The 14516-nt window shown below is 71.8% G+C and carries 12 protein-coding genes; 2 read left to right on the top strand and 10 right to left on the bottom strand.

Annotation, left to right across the window (positions count from 1 at the left end):
• Nucleotides 1-32: 32 nt before the first annotated feature.
• From GSY69_RS07540 to GSY69_RS07495, 10 genes are all read right to left on the bottom strand, one after another.
• The gene (locus GSY69_RS07540; RefSeq protein ID WP_160953257.1) at nt 33-1361 is read right to left on the bottom strand and encodes a type III PLP-dependent enzyme domain-containing protein; all 1329 of its coding nucleotides are present in this window, start codon (nt 1359-1361) and stop codon (nt 33-35) included.
• Between the two features lie 137 nt (nt 1362-1498).
• A complete protein-coding gene (locus tag GSY69_RS07535; protein WP_160953256.1) occupies nt 1499-2221 on the bottom strand; it encodes a hypothetical protein in 723 nt (240 codons plus the stop codon).
• 307 nt (nt 2222-2528) lie between these two features.
• Entirely contained in the window at nt 2529-3737 is a 1209-nt protein-coding gene (locus tag GSY69_RS07530; RefSeq protein WP_160953255.1) for an LPXTG cell wall anchor domain-containing protein, read from the bottom strand.
• A gap of 357 nt (nt 3738-4094) precedes the next feature.
• A complete protein-coding gene (gene groL, locus GSY69_RS07525; protein ID WP_160953254.1) occupies nt 4095-5690 on the bottom strand; it encodes a chaperonin GroEL in 1596 nt (531 codons plus the stop codon).
• A 65-nt stretch (nt 5691-5755) separates the two neighbouring features.
• Entirely contained in the window at nt 5756-6049 is a 294-nt protein-coding gene (gene groES / locus GSY69_RS07520) for a co-chaperone GroES (RefSeq protein WP_160953253.1), read from the bottom strand.
• Between the two features lie 285 nt (nt 6050-6334).
• The gene (locus tag GSY69_RS07515; RefSeq protein ID WP_160953252.1) at nt 6335-6796 is read right to left on the bottom strand and encodes a GNAT family N-acetyltransferase; all 462 of its coding nucleotides are present in this window, start codon (nt 6794-6796) and stop codon (nt 6335-6337) included.
• 79 nt (nt 6797-6875) lie between these two features.
• Nucleotides 6876-7814 carry a TatD family hydrolase gene (locus GSY69_RS07510; protein ID WP_160953251.1) on the bottom strand — a complete coding sequence of 313 codons (939 nt, stop codon included), beginning with the start codon at nt 7812-7814 and terminating at the stop codon, nt 6876-6878.
• Nucleotides 7814-9424: a methionine--tRNA ligase gene (metG, locus tag GSY69_RS07505; protein ID WP_160953250.1), complete on the bottom strand. Its 1611-nt coding sequence runs from the start codon at nt 9422-9424 to the stop codon at nt 7814-7816. The genes GSY69_RS07510 and metG overlap by 1 nt, the downstream gene beginning before the upstream one ends.
• A 23-nt stretch (nt 9425-9447) precedes the next feature.
• A complete protein-coding gene (gene rsmI, locus GSY69_RS07500; RefSeq protein WP_328698802.1) occupies nt 9448-10347 on the bottom strand; it encodes a 16S rRNA (cytidine(1402)-2'-O)-methyltransferase in 900 nt (299 codons plus the stop codon).
• Between the two features lie 68 nt (nt 10348-10415).
• Nucleotides 10416-11021, bottom strand: coding sequence for a DUF4190 domain-containing protein (locus GSY69_RS07495; protein WP_160953272.1), 606 nt, complete (start codon nt 11019-11021; stop codon nt 10416-10418).
• Between the two features lie 184 nt (nt 11022-11205).
• Between GSY69_RS07495 and GSY69_RS07490 the strand changes: the two genes are divergently transcribed.
• Both GSY69_RS07490 and GSY69_RS07485 read left to right on the top strand, forming a co-directional pair.
• On the top strand, nt 11206-12912 hold the full coding sequence (locus GSY69_RS07490; RefSeq protein ID WP_328698801.1) for a dolichyl-phosphate-mannose--protein mannosyltransferase: 1707 nt from the start codon (nt 11206-11208) through the stop codon (nt 12910-12912).
• Nucleotides 12913-13279: 367 nt separating this feature from the next.
• Nucleotides 13280-14516 (top strand): acylneuraminate cytidylyltransferase (locus GSY69_RS07485; RefSeq protein WP_328698800.1); only part of this gene is annotated, 1237 nt, incomplete at its 3' end.

Below are 14516 nucleotides of genomic sequence, written 5' to 3'. Positions count from 1 at the left end.
GCGCCCGGCCGTGCGGGCAGCATGGGCGCGCCTCACAGCACCACGTCCTCGCCGGCCTCGGCGAGCAGCTCCTCGACCGTCTGCTGGCGGCGGACCAGCGCGAACTCGACCCGCGCCTCGGCGGCCCGGTAGGCGTAGACCGGGATGCGCGGCAGCGCGTTGTAGGCGAACGGGGTGGAGAAGTAGTAGGCGCCCACGTCGTGGATGAGCGCGATGTCGCCGGGCTGGAACTCTGGGACGTCGTAGTCGCGGCCGATCATGTCGCCGGTGAAGCAGCACGGCCCCGCGAGGTCCTGGATGGCGCTGGGCGCCGGGCTCGGCGCACCGTCCGCGGCGCGGGCGCTGATGCGCAGCGGCCAGTGCTCGGGGACGAACGCGGTGCGGGTGGCGGTCTGCGCGCCGGCGTGGCCGATTGCGAAGCGGCGGCTGCCCACGGTCTTCGTGTACTCGATGCGGGTGGCGATGGTGCCGGCCTTGGCCAGCAGCGCGCGGCCGAACTCGGTGACGAGGCCGTAGCGGCCGTCGAGCAGCTCGGGAACCTCGCGCTTGAGGACGTCGGCGTAGTCCTCGAACGTGGGGGTGATGTCGTTGGAGAGGAAGTTCACGCTCAGGCCCCCGCCCATGTCGATGCGGGCGATCTGCTGCTGACCGGCAGCATCGTTGATCGCATCGGCCAGTTCGACGACGCGGCGGATCCCCGCGGCCGCGAGTTCGAGCGGGATGCCCTGCGAGCCCGTGTGGACGTGGAGCTGGGTGATGTGCGGGCGGGCGCGGATCGCTGCGATGAGCCGGTCCTGGTCGGCTGCGTCGACGAGCGGGACGCCGAACTTCGTCGTCGTGGTGGCCGTGCTCATCTGGCCGATCGAGCCCGCGCCCACCACTGGGTTGACCCGCACGCCGATGACGGAGGCGGGGCCGGCAGCGGATTCGGCGCTGGCGCCCGCGAGCTCGCCCAGCAGCGCGTCGACGCGCTCCATCTCCTGGTAGGAGTCGATGTTGAGCGAGGCGCCGTCGCCCAGCGCGCGGCGCAGCTCGCCCTCGGTCTTCGCCGGGGAGTCCAGCACGATGCGCTCGGCGGGGAAGCCCGCGGCCTGCGCCATCGCGTACTCGCCGGGGCTCGCGACCTCGCAGCCCAGTCCCCGCTCCGCCAGGAAGCGCAGCACCGGCACCAGGGTGACGGCCTTGCACGCCACGGTGTGCAGCACCTGCCCGGCGGGCGCGAAGGCGCCGGTCAGGGCGGCGATCCGCTCCTCGACTGCGTTCAAGTCGAGCAGGCCGACGACGGGCTGTGCGGTGCCGATGAGCTCCTGGGCGACGGCCTGCCGCACGGCGGTGTCGAGGGTGTCGGCGAACGCGGGCATGGGGCCTCCGTGGGTGAGGATGGACGGCGGTGGACGAGCACCGGCTGTGCGGCGTCGAGTCTAGCGAGCCGCCCCGAGCGGCGCGTGGTGCGTCCGCGGCGGAGTTCACGCCGGCGCCGGAGCACCGTGCGGGCGCGCTACGCCCCGAAGACCGCCATCACGGCGAACACACAGCCGGCGAGGAGCAGGGCGGCGGCCACGTAGGGCCGCGTGTCGATCCTGGTCACGCGGTCGTAGAGCCGCGTCATCGCGTGCGCGAGCGGTGGGAACGCACCCCACGCCCACGCGAGCAGCAGGTACTGGCCCGCCAGCGCGGCGAAGAAAACGACCGCGAGGACCGCCTGCACCACCAGCAGGTGGGAGGCCGCGGCGATGACGCGGCCGGTGACGTACATCGTGGCCAGTCCGCTCACGCTGATGATCGACTCGGCCAGGCCGATGAGGACCATGCGGCCGGGGCGCTCCGGGTCCCGGTGCTGCGAGTCGGGGCGGCCGGGGCCGCTGGAGAGCGCCCGGTGGCCCAGGTGCGGGTCGCGCGGCGGGCGGCGCAGCCGCGCGAGCATGATGGCGCCGCCCAGCAGGAGGAGCGCGGCGGCAGCGGCGTCGACGCTGCGGTGGACGAGGAAGCGGTGGGTGTCCGCACGCAGCAGCGCCGTGAGGGTCTCCGGGTCGACGACGCGGAAGAGGAGCAGGAGGAACAGCGCGCCCAGGGTCAGACCCACCGTGATCCAGCGGATCGACCGGGCAGCGTGCGCCGAGCGGGTGAGGAGGCGCAGCACGAGGGCGTAGAGCGTGGGGCTGAAGCCCATCGCGAAGCCCAGGCCCACCAGGCTGATGGCCGCGCTGACGATGGCGGTCACTGTGCGTCCCCGCCTGTCCCGGTTGTCATGCTCCCCACCCGGTTGTCATGCTCGCTGCCCCGGCTGTCATGCTCGCGATCCTAGCCCGCCGGGGCGCGGGTCGGCCGAGGCGCAGGCTGGCCGAGGCGCAGGCCGGCCGCCCGCCGCAGCGGGGCGGTGCCGAACGGCACTGCGGGCGGGGCAGGCACGCGAACGGGGCCGCGGCCGGAAGAATCCGGCTGCGACCCCGTCGACCGCACCCCTGCCTGCCGCGCGCCGTGCGCCCGTCAGGCATGAGGAACCCGGAGGACCGGGATTGCGGGTCGGCTCAGCTGCGGCGGCGGCGCGCCACCAGGAGCACGCCGGCGCCGACGAGCAGCAGTGCGCCGCCCGCGGCCAGGAGCGGGGCGACCGCGTCGGAGCCGGTGCGCGGCAGGTTCCCGCCGTTGCCGTCATCCCCGCCGTCGCCGTTGTCGCCGTTGTCACCCGGCTGGGGCGCGTCGTCCGAGGGGTCATCGGAACCGGGCGCCGGCGCCGAGGTGGTGCTCTCCGACGGCGTCGCCGTCGCCGATCCGCTGGCGGACGGCGTCGCGGTGCCGGACTCGGTGGGGGTCGGGTTGCCGGACTCGCTGGGGGTCGGGTTCCCGGACTCGCTCGGAGTGGGCTCACCCGACTCGCTGGGCGTCGGGTTCCCGGACTCGCTCGGAGTGGGCTCACCCGACTCGCTAGGGGTCGGGTCGCTGGTATCGGTGGGGGCGGGAGTCGGGCAGTCCTTGATGCCCGCTTCCGGATCGTACTCACCGGTCAGCGTGGCACTGGCGACGTAGTTCTGGTCCATCCGCTCACCCGGAATCATCTGCCCCGTCAGCTGAAGCACACGCCCGTCCTTGGCGTTCAGGTCTCCCAGGTCCAACGTCACGTTGCCGTTGCCGTCGTCCGATGCGACCTTTTCGGCGGTGGAGGGGTAGGTGTACGAGTCGTACGGCTTACCCCACTTGTGCAGGTAACCATTCACGTCGAATGGCGTGTCACCATTGAGCCTGTCCGAAGGAAGGTAGGACCAAGCTTTCACCTTCATATCGGCAGGCGCGTGCAGCGTGACCTTCGCGTTCTTGATGGCGTAATCGGTTGCTACCACGGTGCGCCAGTTGGGCTGCGTACCATCGACGGCTACCAGGCCCTTGTTGTCCTCAGAGCCGCCGTTGTAGAAGTGCGTGACCTCGAGGATTCCCGGATCGCCCTTCGTGTAATAGGGCTCGTCCTCCTCATTCGTAGGCCATACCGACTTGATGTAGCCGCCGTTGACGAATCCGCCCTTGACGGGATCACCGTTCCTGTCGACCATCAGGCCCGAGTACCCCTCGGTCTGGTTGGTCAGCTGCGTGTTCATGACGGCGCTGGCGTCCCACGCCACTTTGCAGCCGACGGTCTCATTGCCGTGCTTCGTCTTCAGGTTCGTCGCCAGGGCCGGGGATGCCAGGCCGAAGACGAGAGCGGCCACCGCGGAGCCGGCGGCGAGCTTGGAGGGGAGCTTCATGAGGGGGTGTGCCTTCCGTCAAGAGTGATACGAAAACTGGGGAAGAGCTGAGCGATTCATCACTATAGACCAGGAGCGGGAGAACACCCAAACCGGACGATGATCGCTCCGGCACCCGTCAACCAAGCCCCGCTGTGCCTTCGGCACGACCCCCCGCACAGCAGCAGGGGCGGCTGCCGCGAAGTCTCCTTCGCGGCAACCGCCCCTGCGGTGCCTCCCGGGCGCGGGCCAGCCGTGCTCTCCAGCCATGCCGTGCTCTGCAGCCAGCAGTGCTGTCCAGCCGTGCCGTGCCGCGCGCCGGGTGTGGGCGAACCGGCTCAGCGCATCAGCACCGGGCCGGCCGGCCCGCGGCGACGATCACTTGTCGTCGTCGTCCTCTTCCGGCTTCTCGACCACGAGGGTCTCGGTGGTGAGGACGAGCGCCGCGATCGACGCCGCATTGCGCAGCGCCGAGCGGGTGACCTTGACCGGGTCGATGACGCCGGCCTTGACGAGGTCGCCGTACTCGCCGGTCGCGGCGTTGTAGCCCTGACCCGCATCGAGCTCGGCGACCTTCGAGGCCACGACGTAGCCGTCCTGGCCCGCGTTCTCCGCGATCCAGCGCAGCGGCTGGACGACGGCGCGGGACACGATGCCCACACCGGTCGCGGCATCGCCGGTCAGGCCCAGGTCGGTACCCTCGAGGACCTTCGCGGCGTGCACGAGTGCGGACCCACCGCCGGGCACGATGCCCTCCTCGATGGCGGCGCGGGTCGCGGACACGGCGTCCTCGACGCGGTGCTTGCGCTCCTTGAGCTCCACCTCGGTCGCGGCGCCCACCTTGATGACGGCCACACCGCCGGCGAGCTTCGCGAGGCGCTCCTGGAGCTTCTCGCGATCCCAGTCGGAGTCCGTGTGCTCGATCTCGCCGCGGATCTGCTTGACGCGACCCGCAACCGCATCGTCGGCACCGGCGCCGTCGACGACCGTCGTGTTGTCCTTCGTGACGGTGACGGTGCGCGCGGAGCCCAGGTCGTCGAGCGTGACCTGGTCGAGCTTCATGCCCATGTCCGCGGTGATGACCGTGCCGCCCGTGAGGACCGCGAGGTCCTCGAGGATCGCCTTGCGGCGATCGCCGAAGCCCGGCGCCTTCACGGCCGCGACATTGAGGATGCCGCGGATCTTGTTGACGACCAGCGTCGACAGCGCCTCACCCTCGATGTCCTCGGCGATGATGAACAGCGGCTTGCCGGCCTGCTGGACCTTCTCGAGGACGGGCAGCAGATCCTGGATGTTCGTGATCTTGCCCTGGTTGATGAGGATGTACGGATCGCTGAGCACCGCCTCCTGGCGGTCGGCGTCCGTGACGAAGTACGGGGACAGGTAGCCCTTGTCGAACTGCATGCCCTCGGTGAACTCGAGCTCGACCGTGGAGGCCTGGCTCTCGTCGATCGTGATGACGCCGTCCTTGCCGACCTTGTCGAAGGCCTCGGCGATGAGCTTGCCGATCTCCGGGGACTGGGCGGACAGGGCCGCGACGTGCGCGATCTCCGCGGAGCCGTCGACGTCGCGCGAGTCCGCCTTGAGGCGCTCCTCGACGGCGTCCACTGCCTTCTCGATGCCGGCCTTGAGCTGGCCGGGAGCTGCGCCCGCGGCCACGTTGCGCAGGCCCTCGTGCACGAGCGCCTGGGCGAGCACGGTGGCGGTGGTGGTGCCGTCGCCGGCGACGTCGTTGGTCTTCGTCGCGACTTCCTTGGCGAGCTGGACGCCCAGGTTCTCGAACGGGTCGTCGAGTTCGACCTCGCGGGCGATCGTCACGCCGTCGTTCGTGATCGTGGGGGCGCCCCACTGCTTGTCGAGGACGACGTTGCGGCCGCGGGGGCCCAGCGTGACCTTGACCGTGTCGGCGAGGACATTGACGCCGTGCTCAAGCGAGTTGCGCGCGGCATCGTCGAACTTCAGGGTCTTCGGCATGATTCACTTCCTTTCGAAGATGGGGAGCCGGCGCGGCGCGCCGGCTCGATCGCAGCGGGAAATGATCAGCCGATGACCGCGAGGACATCGCGCGCCGAGAGGACGAGGTAGTCCTCGCCGGCGTACTTGACCTCGGTGCCGCCGTACTTCGAGTAGATGACCTTGTCGCCGACGGAGACGTCGAGCGGCACGCGGTTGCCGTTGTCGGCCACGCGGCCGGGGCCCACGGCGACGACCTCGCCCTCCTGGGGCTTCTCCTTGGCGGTGTCGGGGATGACAAGACCGGAAGCAGTGGTCTGCTCGGCCTCGAGCTGGCGGATGACAATCCGATCTTCAAGCGGCTTGATGGCAACCGACATGTTCGGACACTCTCCTTCGTTGGATTCGCTGAAGACTTCACTCCTGCGGCCGGTGGGCGGCCCGTCGTCGCGGGTGCCGGACTGCCCTGGCTCGCCTGAGCGCGTTTAGCACTCAATGACTTCAGGTGCTAATCGAAGACTATGACGGGCCTGGCACTCGGTCAACCCGAGTGCCAGGATTGCGCGGGCGTTCCGCTGGCGGCGGAAACGGCCGTGGCCCGGGGCCGCTCGGGCCGCTCAGTTCAGCCGCTCGACAGACCAACCGCTCGTCAGTTCAGCTGCTCGTCAGTCCAGCTGCTTGGCGAAGAAGACCCGGTCGAATCCCTCGTCCACGCGCCGGCCGACCTCCTCGTAGCCCAGCCGCGGGTAGTACGCGAGGTTCTCCGTCATGAGCGCGTTCGTGTAGAGCTCGATCCGCGCGAGGCCGGCGGACCTGGCGCGCACCTCGGCGGCGGACATGAGGCGCGCACCCAACCCGGTCCCCTGCATCTCCGGGGCCACCGCGATGGTGTCGAGGAACAGGGCGGCGGGGCGCACCGCGGTGAGCAGCATGCCCACGAGGCGGGTGCCGCTCCACGCGAGCAGCATGCGCCCGGCGGCGGCGAGGGGCTCGTAGTCGACGTCCATGGGCGCCGGGCGCTTGCCCATCCGCTCCACGTAGGGGGCGAAGGACTCTTGCACGAGGGCGAGGACCGCGGCCCCGTCGCCGGGGCCGGAGGACACGAGGCGAACGTCGTCGGCAGCCATGGGCCCATCATCGCACCGCCGGCAATACCCCGGGCAACGGCAATACCCCGGGCAACGCTGCGGGGGCCCTGCCGAACCGCTACAGCGCCCAGTCCCCCAGGGCGCGCTGCGCATTGGCCGTCACGAGGTCCGCGACGTGCGCCTCCGAGGCGCCGCGCACCTGTGCGAGCCTGCGGATCGTCAGCGCGGTGAGGTACGGCCCGCCCGGCCTGCCCCGGTAGGGGTGCGGGGTGAGGAACGGGGCATCGGTCTCCGACAGCAGCAGCGCATCGGGCACCAGGGCGGCGGCCTCGCGCAGCCCGTCGGCATTCTTGAACGTGATGTTGCCGGCGAACGACATGAAGTAGCCGGCCGCCGCGCACTCGCGCGCCATGGCCGCGTCGCCGGAGAAGCAGTGGAAGACCGTGACCTCCGGCGCGCCTTCCTCTCGCAGGATGCGCAGCACGTCCGCGTGGGCCTCGCGGTCGTGGATCTGCAGGGCGAGGCCGCGCCGCTTGGCGATCTCGATGTGGGCGCGGAAGGACTCGCGCTGGGCGCGCATGTCGCCTTCGTCCTCCGCCGAGGTGCGGAAGTAGTCCAGGCCCGTCTCGCCCACCACGCGCATCCGGTCCCCGCCCAGCAGCTCCTCGACCTCCGCCAGGGAGTCCTCGAGCAGGCCGGCCGCGGCCAGGCGCGGCGCCTCGTTCGGATGGATGGCCGCACCGCCGAGCATCCAATCGCGCCCGGCCGCCGCCTCGTCGGCCACCGTCTGCGCGGTCCAGCGGGCGGAGCCCATCTCGCAGCCGATCTGCACGATGCGCGGGATGCCCGCGGCTCGGGCGGTGTCGTAGAAGAAGGACAGGGGCGGGAAGTCCGCACCCTCGCCCGCATCGGCGGGATCCACCTCCGGGGCGGGCTCGCCGGGGCGGATGGGGCCGCGGTTGCCCGTGCAGATGTCGAGGTGGGTGTGGGTGTCGACGCCCGGCGCGGCCAGCGCCTCGGGCACCGGCGGGTACTCGCCGGCCGCGCGCGATGCCATCAGGCCCCCGCGCCCGCGGCAGTCCCCGTGCCCGCGGAAGTGCCCGCGACGCCGTCGGCAGGCGCCTCGTAGCGCGGGAAGATCGGGGTGGGCGCCTCGAGGCGCGTGCCCGCCGGCAGCGGGGCGTCGAGCGCGGCGAACGTGCGCGCGGACTGCTCCCGGGCCACGCCCAGGGTGTCGAGGACTCGGCCCGCGGACTCCGGCATGATCGGCTGGGCGAGGATGGAGATCTGGCGCAGCACCTCGAGCGCGGTGAAGAGGACCGTGGCCATGCGCTTCGGGTCCTCCTTCTTGAGCTTCCACGGCTGCTGCGCGGAGAAGTACCGGTTGGTCTCCCCCAGCACGCTCCACAGCGCCTCGACGTAGCGGTGGAGCTCCTGGCGGTCCACGGCGGCGCGCGCCCGGCCCAGCGCCGCCTCGGCGAGGTCGAGCAGGTCGCGGTCGTCGGCGCTGAGGTCCGCGGCGCTGACGGTGGGCACGACGCCGTCCAGGTTCTTCACGACCATCGTCGCGGAGCGCTGGACGAGGTTGCCGTACTCGTTGGCGAGGTCCGCGTTCTTGCGCCCGATGATGCTGTCGGCGGAGTACGAGCCGTCCTGGCCGTAGGAGATCTCGCGCAGCAGGAAGAAGCGCAGCGTGTCGAGGCCGAAGCTCGCGACGAGGTCGTAGGGGTCGACGACGTTGCCCACGGACTTCGACATCTTCTCGCCCTTGTTGAACAGGAAGCCGTGGGCGTGGACGCGGCGGGGCAGCGGCAGGCCCGCGCTCATGAGGAAGGCCGGCCAGTAGACGCTGTGGAAGCGGATGATGTCCTTGCCGATGATGTGGACGTCGGCCGGCCACAGCTCGCGGAAGCGCTCCGAGTCCACGTCCGGGAAGCCCGCCCCCGTCAGGTAGTTCGTCAGCGCGTCGACCCACACGTACATGACGTGCTTGTCGTCGCCGGGCACCGGGATGCCCCAGTCGAACGTCGTGCGGGAGATCGAGAGGTCCTTGAGCCCCGAGCGGACGAACGAGGCGACCTCGTTGCGCCGCACGTCCGGGCCCACCGGGGAGATCCCGTCCTCACCGGGGGTGTCGTACCACTCGAGCAGGCGGTCGGCGTAGTTCGACAGCCGGAAGAAGTACGACTCCTCCTCCGTCCACGTCACCGGGGTGCCCGTGGCGGTCGCGTAGCGCTCGCCGTCGGCGCGGACCTCCGTCTCGTCCTCGGCGTAGTACGCCTCGTCGCGCACCGAGTACCAGCCGGAGTAGGAGTCCAGGTAGATGTCGCCGGCGTCGGCCATGCGCTGCCAGAGGGCCTGGCTGGCCGCGGTGTGGTCCGGGTCCGTCGTGCGGATGAACCGGTCGTAGCTCGAGCCCAGGGTGTCCTGGAGGTCCCGGAACTTCGCGGCGTTGACATCGGCCAGCTCGCGGGCCGACATCCCCAGCTTCTGCGCGGTCTGCTGCATCTTCAGCCCGTGCTCGTCCGTGCCGGTCATGAAGAAGACGTCCTCGCCGTCGAGGCGCTTGAACCGGGCGATCGTGTCCGCCGCGATGTACTCGTACGCGTGCCCGATGTGCGGGGTGCCGTTGGGGTACGCGATCGCGGTGGTGAGGTAGAAGGTCATGGCCTCGAGTCTACGTGTGCCGACTACGCGTGCAGATAGGCCTCGTAGACCGCGCGGGTGCTCAGCCCATGGCGCCCCGCGACCTCCACCGCGGCCTTCTTGGCGCGCATGCCGCCGTCCACCAGCCGGGCCACCTCGGGCAGGTGGTCGGCAGGGTCCGAGGCGGTACCGCGGAAGCCGGCGATGACGAGGGTGAGCTCGCCGCGCAGCCCCGCGTGCGCGGCACGGGCCAGTTCGCCCGAGGTGCCCCGCAGCACCTCCTCGTAGGTCTTCGTCAGCTCCCGGCTGATGGTCATGGGCCGGTCCGGTCCGAACGCGGCGACGACGTCCTCCATGGCCGCGGCGATGCGGTGGGGGCTTTCGAAGAGGATGAGCGTGCGCTCGTCGCGGGCGAGCCCGGCCAGCCTGCGCGCCCGTTCGCCGGGCTTGCGCGGCAGGAACCCCTCGAACGCGAAGCGGTCGGAGGGCAGGCCGGAGAGGGCGAGCGCGGTCAGGGCCGCGGACGGCCCGGGCGCCGAGGTGACCGGCAGGCCCCTTTCGCTGACCTCCCTCACCACGCGGTAGCCGGGGTCCGAGACCGCCGGCATGCCGGCGTCGGTGAGCAGGACGACCCGCTTGCCGGCGGCGACCTCGTCGGCCAGGACGGCCGCGCGGTCGGCCTCGTTGTGGTCGAAGAGGCTCATGATCGCCCCGGAGTGGGCGATGCCCAGCCGTTCGGCCAGGCCCAGGAAGCGCCGGGTGTCCTCGGCAGCGATGAGGTCCGCGGCGGCGATCTCCGCGCGCATCCGAGGGCTCGCATCGCCGAGGTTGCCGATCGGGGTGCCGAGGAGCACGAGCGCGGAGCCGCGGGGCGCCTCACCGGCCGGCTGCGGCACGGCCTCCGGGGGCACCGGCGCGCCCGCCGGGGTTACCGACCCGCCCACGCGCGTTACTGACCCGTCCGCTGGGATCTCCGGCCCGTCCGCTGGCGTTACTGATCCGTCCGCTGGCGTCAGGACATGCTCCCGAGGCCGATGAAGACGAAGACAGCGATATAGAAGAGGACGAGCGCCACCCAGAAGCCGCTGATGATGTAGCCGACGATGAGCGCGGCCAGCGCGAGGCCGTCGCCGCCCTCGCCGGTCTCGCGGATCTGGCGGCGGGCGATGTGCCCGCAGATGATGCCGCCGATCGCTGTGAGGCCGGTCGAGAGGCCCACGAGGGAGAGCACGAGCGCGACGATGGACAGCGTGTTCGTCCGCGGTGCGGGCCGGTAGTACGCCGGCTGCTGGCCGGCGTAGGGCTGCACCCCGTAGTCCGGCCCGTATCCCTGGTCGGCGTATGGCTGGCCGGCGTAAGGCTGGTCGCCGTAGCCCTGGCCGCCGTAGTCACCGGCGGCATAGTCGCCGCTGCCGTAGCCCTCGCCGCCATAGGCGGGGCCGAGCTGGGAGGCACCGCCCGGGTAGCCGCCCTGCGAGCCGTAACCGCCCTGCGAGCCGTACTCGCCACCGCCGGCCGCGCTGCCGGAGTAGCCCCGGCTGCCCGCATAGCCCGCGCTGCCGGGGTAGCCCGAGCCGCCCGGGTACTTCGCACCGTCGTCTCCGCTGCCGTAGGACATGGTCACCCACCCGCTTCTCGTTCGGCGCCCCGGTTCCCGAGGCGCGGCCCGCCCCTCGCGTGCGGCGGGTCCTGCATCCCAGGCTAGCCGGGACCGCGTGCCGGGCGACAGTCGCCGGACGCCCGCTCGGTGGCAGATCCGCAACAGCCCTCGTCCCCTCCACTGCGCCCCCTACACTGGGCGGGTGAGCACTTCGAGGACGTCCGCGCGCCCGCCCGACGCCGAGCCCGCCGAGGGCGCTAAGGCCGGCGGCAGCACGGCGACCGCCACCACCGGCCGCACGGCATCCGCCACCGCCGACGCGCCGAGCGCCGCCGACTCGCCCGACCCCACCCGTCGCCTCACCCCCCTGGCCATGGGGATCCCGCCGGCCGCGCACCCGCTGCTCGGCTGGCTCATCCCGGCGGGCCTCGCCGTGATCGGCGCGGTGCTGCGGTTCTGGCGGCTGGGCTTTCCCCACTCGCTCGTCTTCGACGAGACCTACTACGTCAAGGACGCGTACGCGCTCAGCCAGTCCGGCTACGAGCGCAACTGGGCGGAGAAGGCCAACGACCTGTTCAACCAGGGCGACCCGTCAGGCATCCTCACCACCCCGGAGTACGTCGTCCACCCGCCGCTGGGCAAGTGGATCCTCAGCCTGGGCATCGACTGGTTCGGCGTCGACGACTCGTTCGGGTGGCGGTTCTCCGCCGCGCTCTTCGGGGCCCTGTCGATCTTCATCCTCGCCCGCATCGCCACCCGCATGTTCTCCAGCGTGTGGCTGGGCGGCGTCGCCGGGCTGCTCTTGTGCGTCGACGGTGAGCACTTCGTCCACTCGCGCACCGGACTGCTCGACCTCTTCGTCATGTTCTTCGTGCTCGTGGCGTTCGGCTGCCTCATCCTCGACCGCGACTGGGCCCAGCGCCGCCTGGGCCGGCTCGCCGCGCTGCCGTGGCGGCGCGGCTGGCTCACACCGGCCCGCTTCGGCCCCTCGCTGGGCCTGCGCCCGTGGCGCCTGGCCGCCGGCATCAGCCTGGGCCTGTCGATGGGCGTCAAGTGGTCCGGCCTCTACGCCCTGGCCGCCTTCGGCATCATGGCGGTGTGCTGGGACTGGAGCGCCCGCCGGAGAGTGGGCGTCGCCCAGCCGCTGCGCGCGGCGCTGGCCAAGGACGCGGGGCCCGCGTTCGTCTCGCTCGTGCCGGTGGCGCTGGTCACCTACGTGCTGTGCTGGTCCGGTTGGATCTTCACCTCCGGCGGCTACGACCGGCAGTGGGGCGCCGAGCACCGCGGCTGGTGGTCGGCCCTGCCGGACTGGCTGACGAGCCTGGCGCACTACCACTACACCGCGTACAAGTTCCACGTGGGCCTGGACTCCGAGCACCCCTACATGTCCAATCCGTGGGGCTGGATCGTGCAGTGGAAGCCCACCTCGTTCTTCTACGAGTCCCCCACCGCCGGGCAGAACGGGTGCACCGCGGAGAAGTGCTCGTCTGCGATCACCTCCGTGGGCAACCCGGTGATCTGGGGGGCTGCCGTCGTCGTCATCGTCGTCCTGCTGGGCGCCTGGGCGCTGCGCCGCGACTGGCGCGCCGGCGCGATCCTGGCGGGTCTGATCGGCACGTGGGGTCCCTGGTTCCTCTACCAGGAGCGCACGATCTTCACGTTCTACACGATCGTCATGGTCCCCTTCGTGGTGCTGGGCCTCACGTACTGCCTGGGCCTGCTGTGGGGGACCTCGAGCGGCGTGCGCGGGCAGCGGCTGCCCGCGGGCCTCATGGTCCGGCGCCTGGCGGTGGGCGTCGTGCTCGCCGGCGCGGTCTTCGCCTTCTGCTTCTTCTACCCCGTCTACACCGGCGAGGTCATCCCGTACGACCACTGGCAGTGGCGCATGCTCAACCCCAGCTGGATCTGAGGCCGGCTCCCACCCGGTTCGCAGCCCTCGTCCGCCACAGCGCTCCTTATCTGGCACAGCGCCCCTCCTCCGCCGCAGTCTGCCTCAGTCACGCGACTGAGCGTGCCTGAGCGTGCCCTTCCCCGCCCGCGCCGCGCGCTGCTCGGCCCCGCGCGCACCTCGGACCCGCCCGCGCCCGAGGTGCGGGCTCGGGCCGCGCCGGCCCGCACCTCGGGCGCGGTTGGGGGCGCCGGCCGCACCGCGTTGGGCCGGTGTTCACCCGCGAATCAGCTTGGCTCAACCAGCTGGGCGAGGTTCATCTGCGCTTAGGCGGCGTTGGCCGCGGGTTCACCGGTGGTTCACGGTCGCCTGCCTACAGTGACCACCTGTGACTGAGACGACGAAGCGCCCTCGCACCGCGGCCATCATCCCGGCCCGCGGCGGCTCGAAGGGCATACCGCTGAAGAACCTGCAGAAGATCGCGGGCAAGACCCTCCTGGCCCGCGCGATCGACGCGGCCCGGGCCGCGGCCGGGATCGACCTCGTGGTCGTCTCCACCGACCACGACGGGATCGCCGCGGAGGCCGAGCGCGCCGGGGCCCGCGTGGTCCGCCGCCCGGAGGCCCTGGCCGATGACCGCGCCACCAGCGAATCCGCCCTCATCCACGCGCTGGGCTGCCTTGAGGACGACATCGACATCACGGTCTTCATCCAGGCGACCTCCCCCTTCATCAACCCGGAGAACGTGGACGCGGCGATCGCGCGCGTGGCCGGCGGCGGTGCCGACGTCGTGTTCTCCGCCGTCGAGGACCACTCGTTCCTCTGGACGCTCGACGACTCCGGCGGCGCCGTGGCCGTGGGCCACGATGCCGCGTTCCGGCCCCGCCGGCAGGACCGGCCGCGGCACTTCAACGAGACGGGCGCGTTCTACGTCATGCGCACGCAGGGCCTGCTGGCCGCGGGCCACCGGTTCTTCGGGCGCATCGAGGTCGAGGAGGTCCCGGCCGAGGACGCGCGGGAGATCGACACGCTCTCCGACCTCACCCTGCTGCGCGCCATGGCCGCCGGGCGCCGCGACGTCCAGCACCTCGACGTCGACGCGGTCGTCACCGACTTCGACGGAGTGCACACCGACGATGCGGTGCTGCTGAGCGAGGACGGCACGGAGTCCGTGCGCGTCCACCGCGGCGACGGGATGGGCGTGGCCGCGCTGGTCCGGGCCGGCGTGCCGTTCCTCATCCTGTCCAAGGAGCGCAACCCCGTCGTCACGCGCCGCGCGCAGAAGCTGCGGGTGGACGTCGCCCAGGGCATCGACGACAAGGCCACCGCCATCGAGGCGTGGATGCGCGAGCGCGGCCTCGACCCCGAGCGCGTCGCCTACGTGGGCAACGACATCAACGACCTCGCGGCGTTCAGCGCGGTGGGCTGGCCCATCGCCGTCGCCGACGCCCACCCCGCCGTCCTCGCCGCAGCCCGCACGGTGCTCGAGGCCAGCGGCGGCCAGGGCGCCGTCCGCGAGGTCTGCGACTTGGTCCTCGGCACCGGCGAGCAGCCCCTGCCCGCCGCGACCGCCACGGCCACCGCGGGGCGCACGGGCACGGACGGCAGAGCGCCGGCCGGGCCCG

The organism is Brevibacterium rongguiense, from assembly GCF_009857845.1.
Lineage (GTDB): Bacteria > Actinomycetota > Actinomycetes > Actinomycetales > Brevibacteriaceae > Brevibacterium > Brevibacterium rongguiense.
Note: the sequence above shows the minus strand (reverse complement) of the source record. Positions and strands in the feature narration are given on the sequence as shown.

Bases quoted from the DNA above. Each gene is read 5' to 3' on its own strand.
- GSY69_RS07495 (WP_160953272.1), bottom strand. From the start codon at position 11,021: ATGTCCTACGGCAGCGGAGACGACGGTGCGAAGTACCCGGGCGGCTCG.
- GSY69_RS07510 (WP_160953251.1), bottom strand. From the start codon at position 7,814: ATGGCATCGCGCGCGGCCGGCGAGTACCCGCCGGTGCCCGAGGCGCTG.
- groL (WP_160953254.1), bottom strand. From the start codon at position 5,690: ATGCCGAAGACCCTGAAGTTCGACGATGCCGCGCGCAACTCGCTTGAG.
- metG (WP_160953250.1), bottom strand. From the start codon at position 9,424: ATGACCTTCTACCTCACCACCGCGATCGCGTACCCCAACGGCACCCCG.
- GSY69_RS07540 (WP_160953257.1), bottom strand. From the start codon at position 1,361: ATGCCCGCGTTCGCCGACACCCTCGACACCGCCGTGCGGCAGGCCGTC.
- GSY69_RS07515 (WP_160953252.1), bottom strand. From the start codon at position 6,796: ATGGCTGCCGACGACGTTCGCCTCGTGTCCTCCGGCCCCGGCGACGGG.
- GSY69_RS07530 (WP_160953255.1), bottom strand. From the start codon at position 3,737: ATGAAGCTCCCCTCCAAGCTCGCCGCCGGCTCCGCGGTGGCCGCTCTC.
- groES (WP_160953253.1), bottom strand. From the start codon at position 6,049: ATGTCGGTTGCCATCAAGCCGCTTGAAGATCGGATTGTCATCCGCCAG.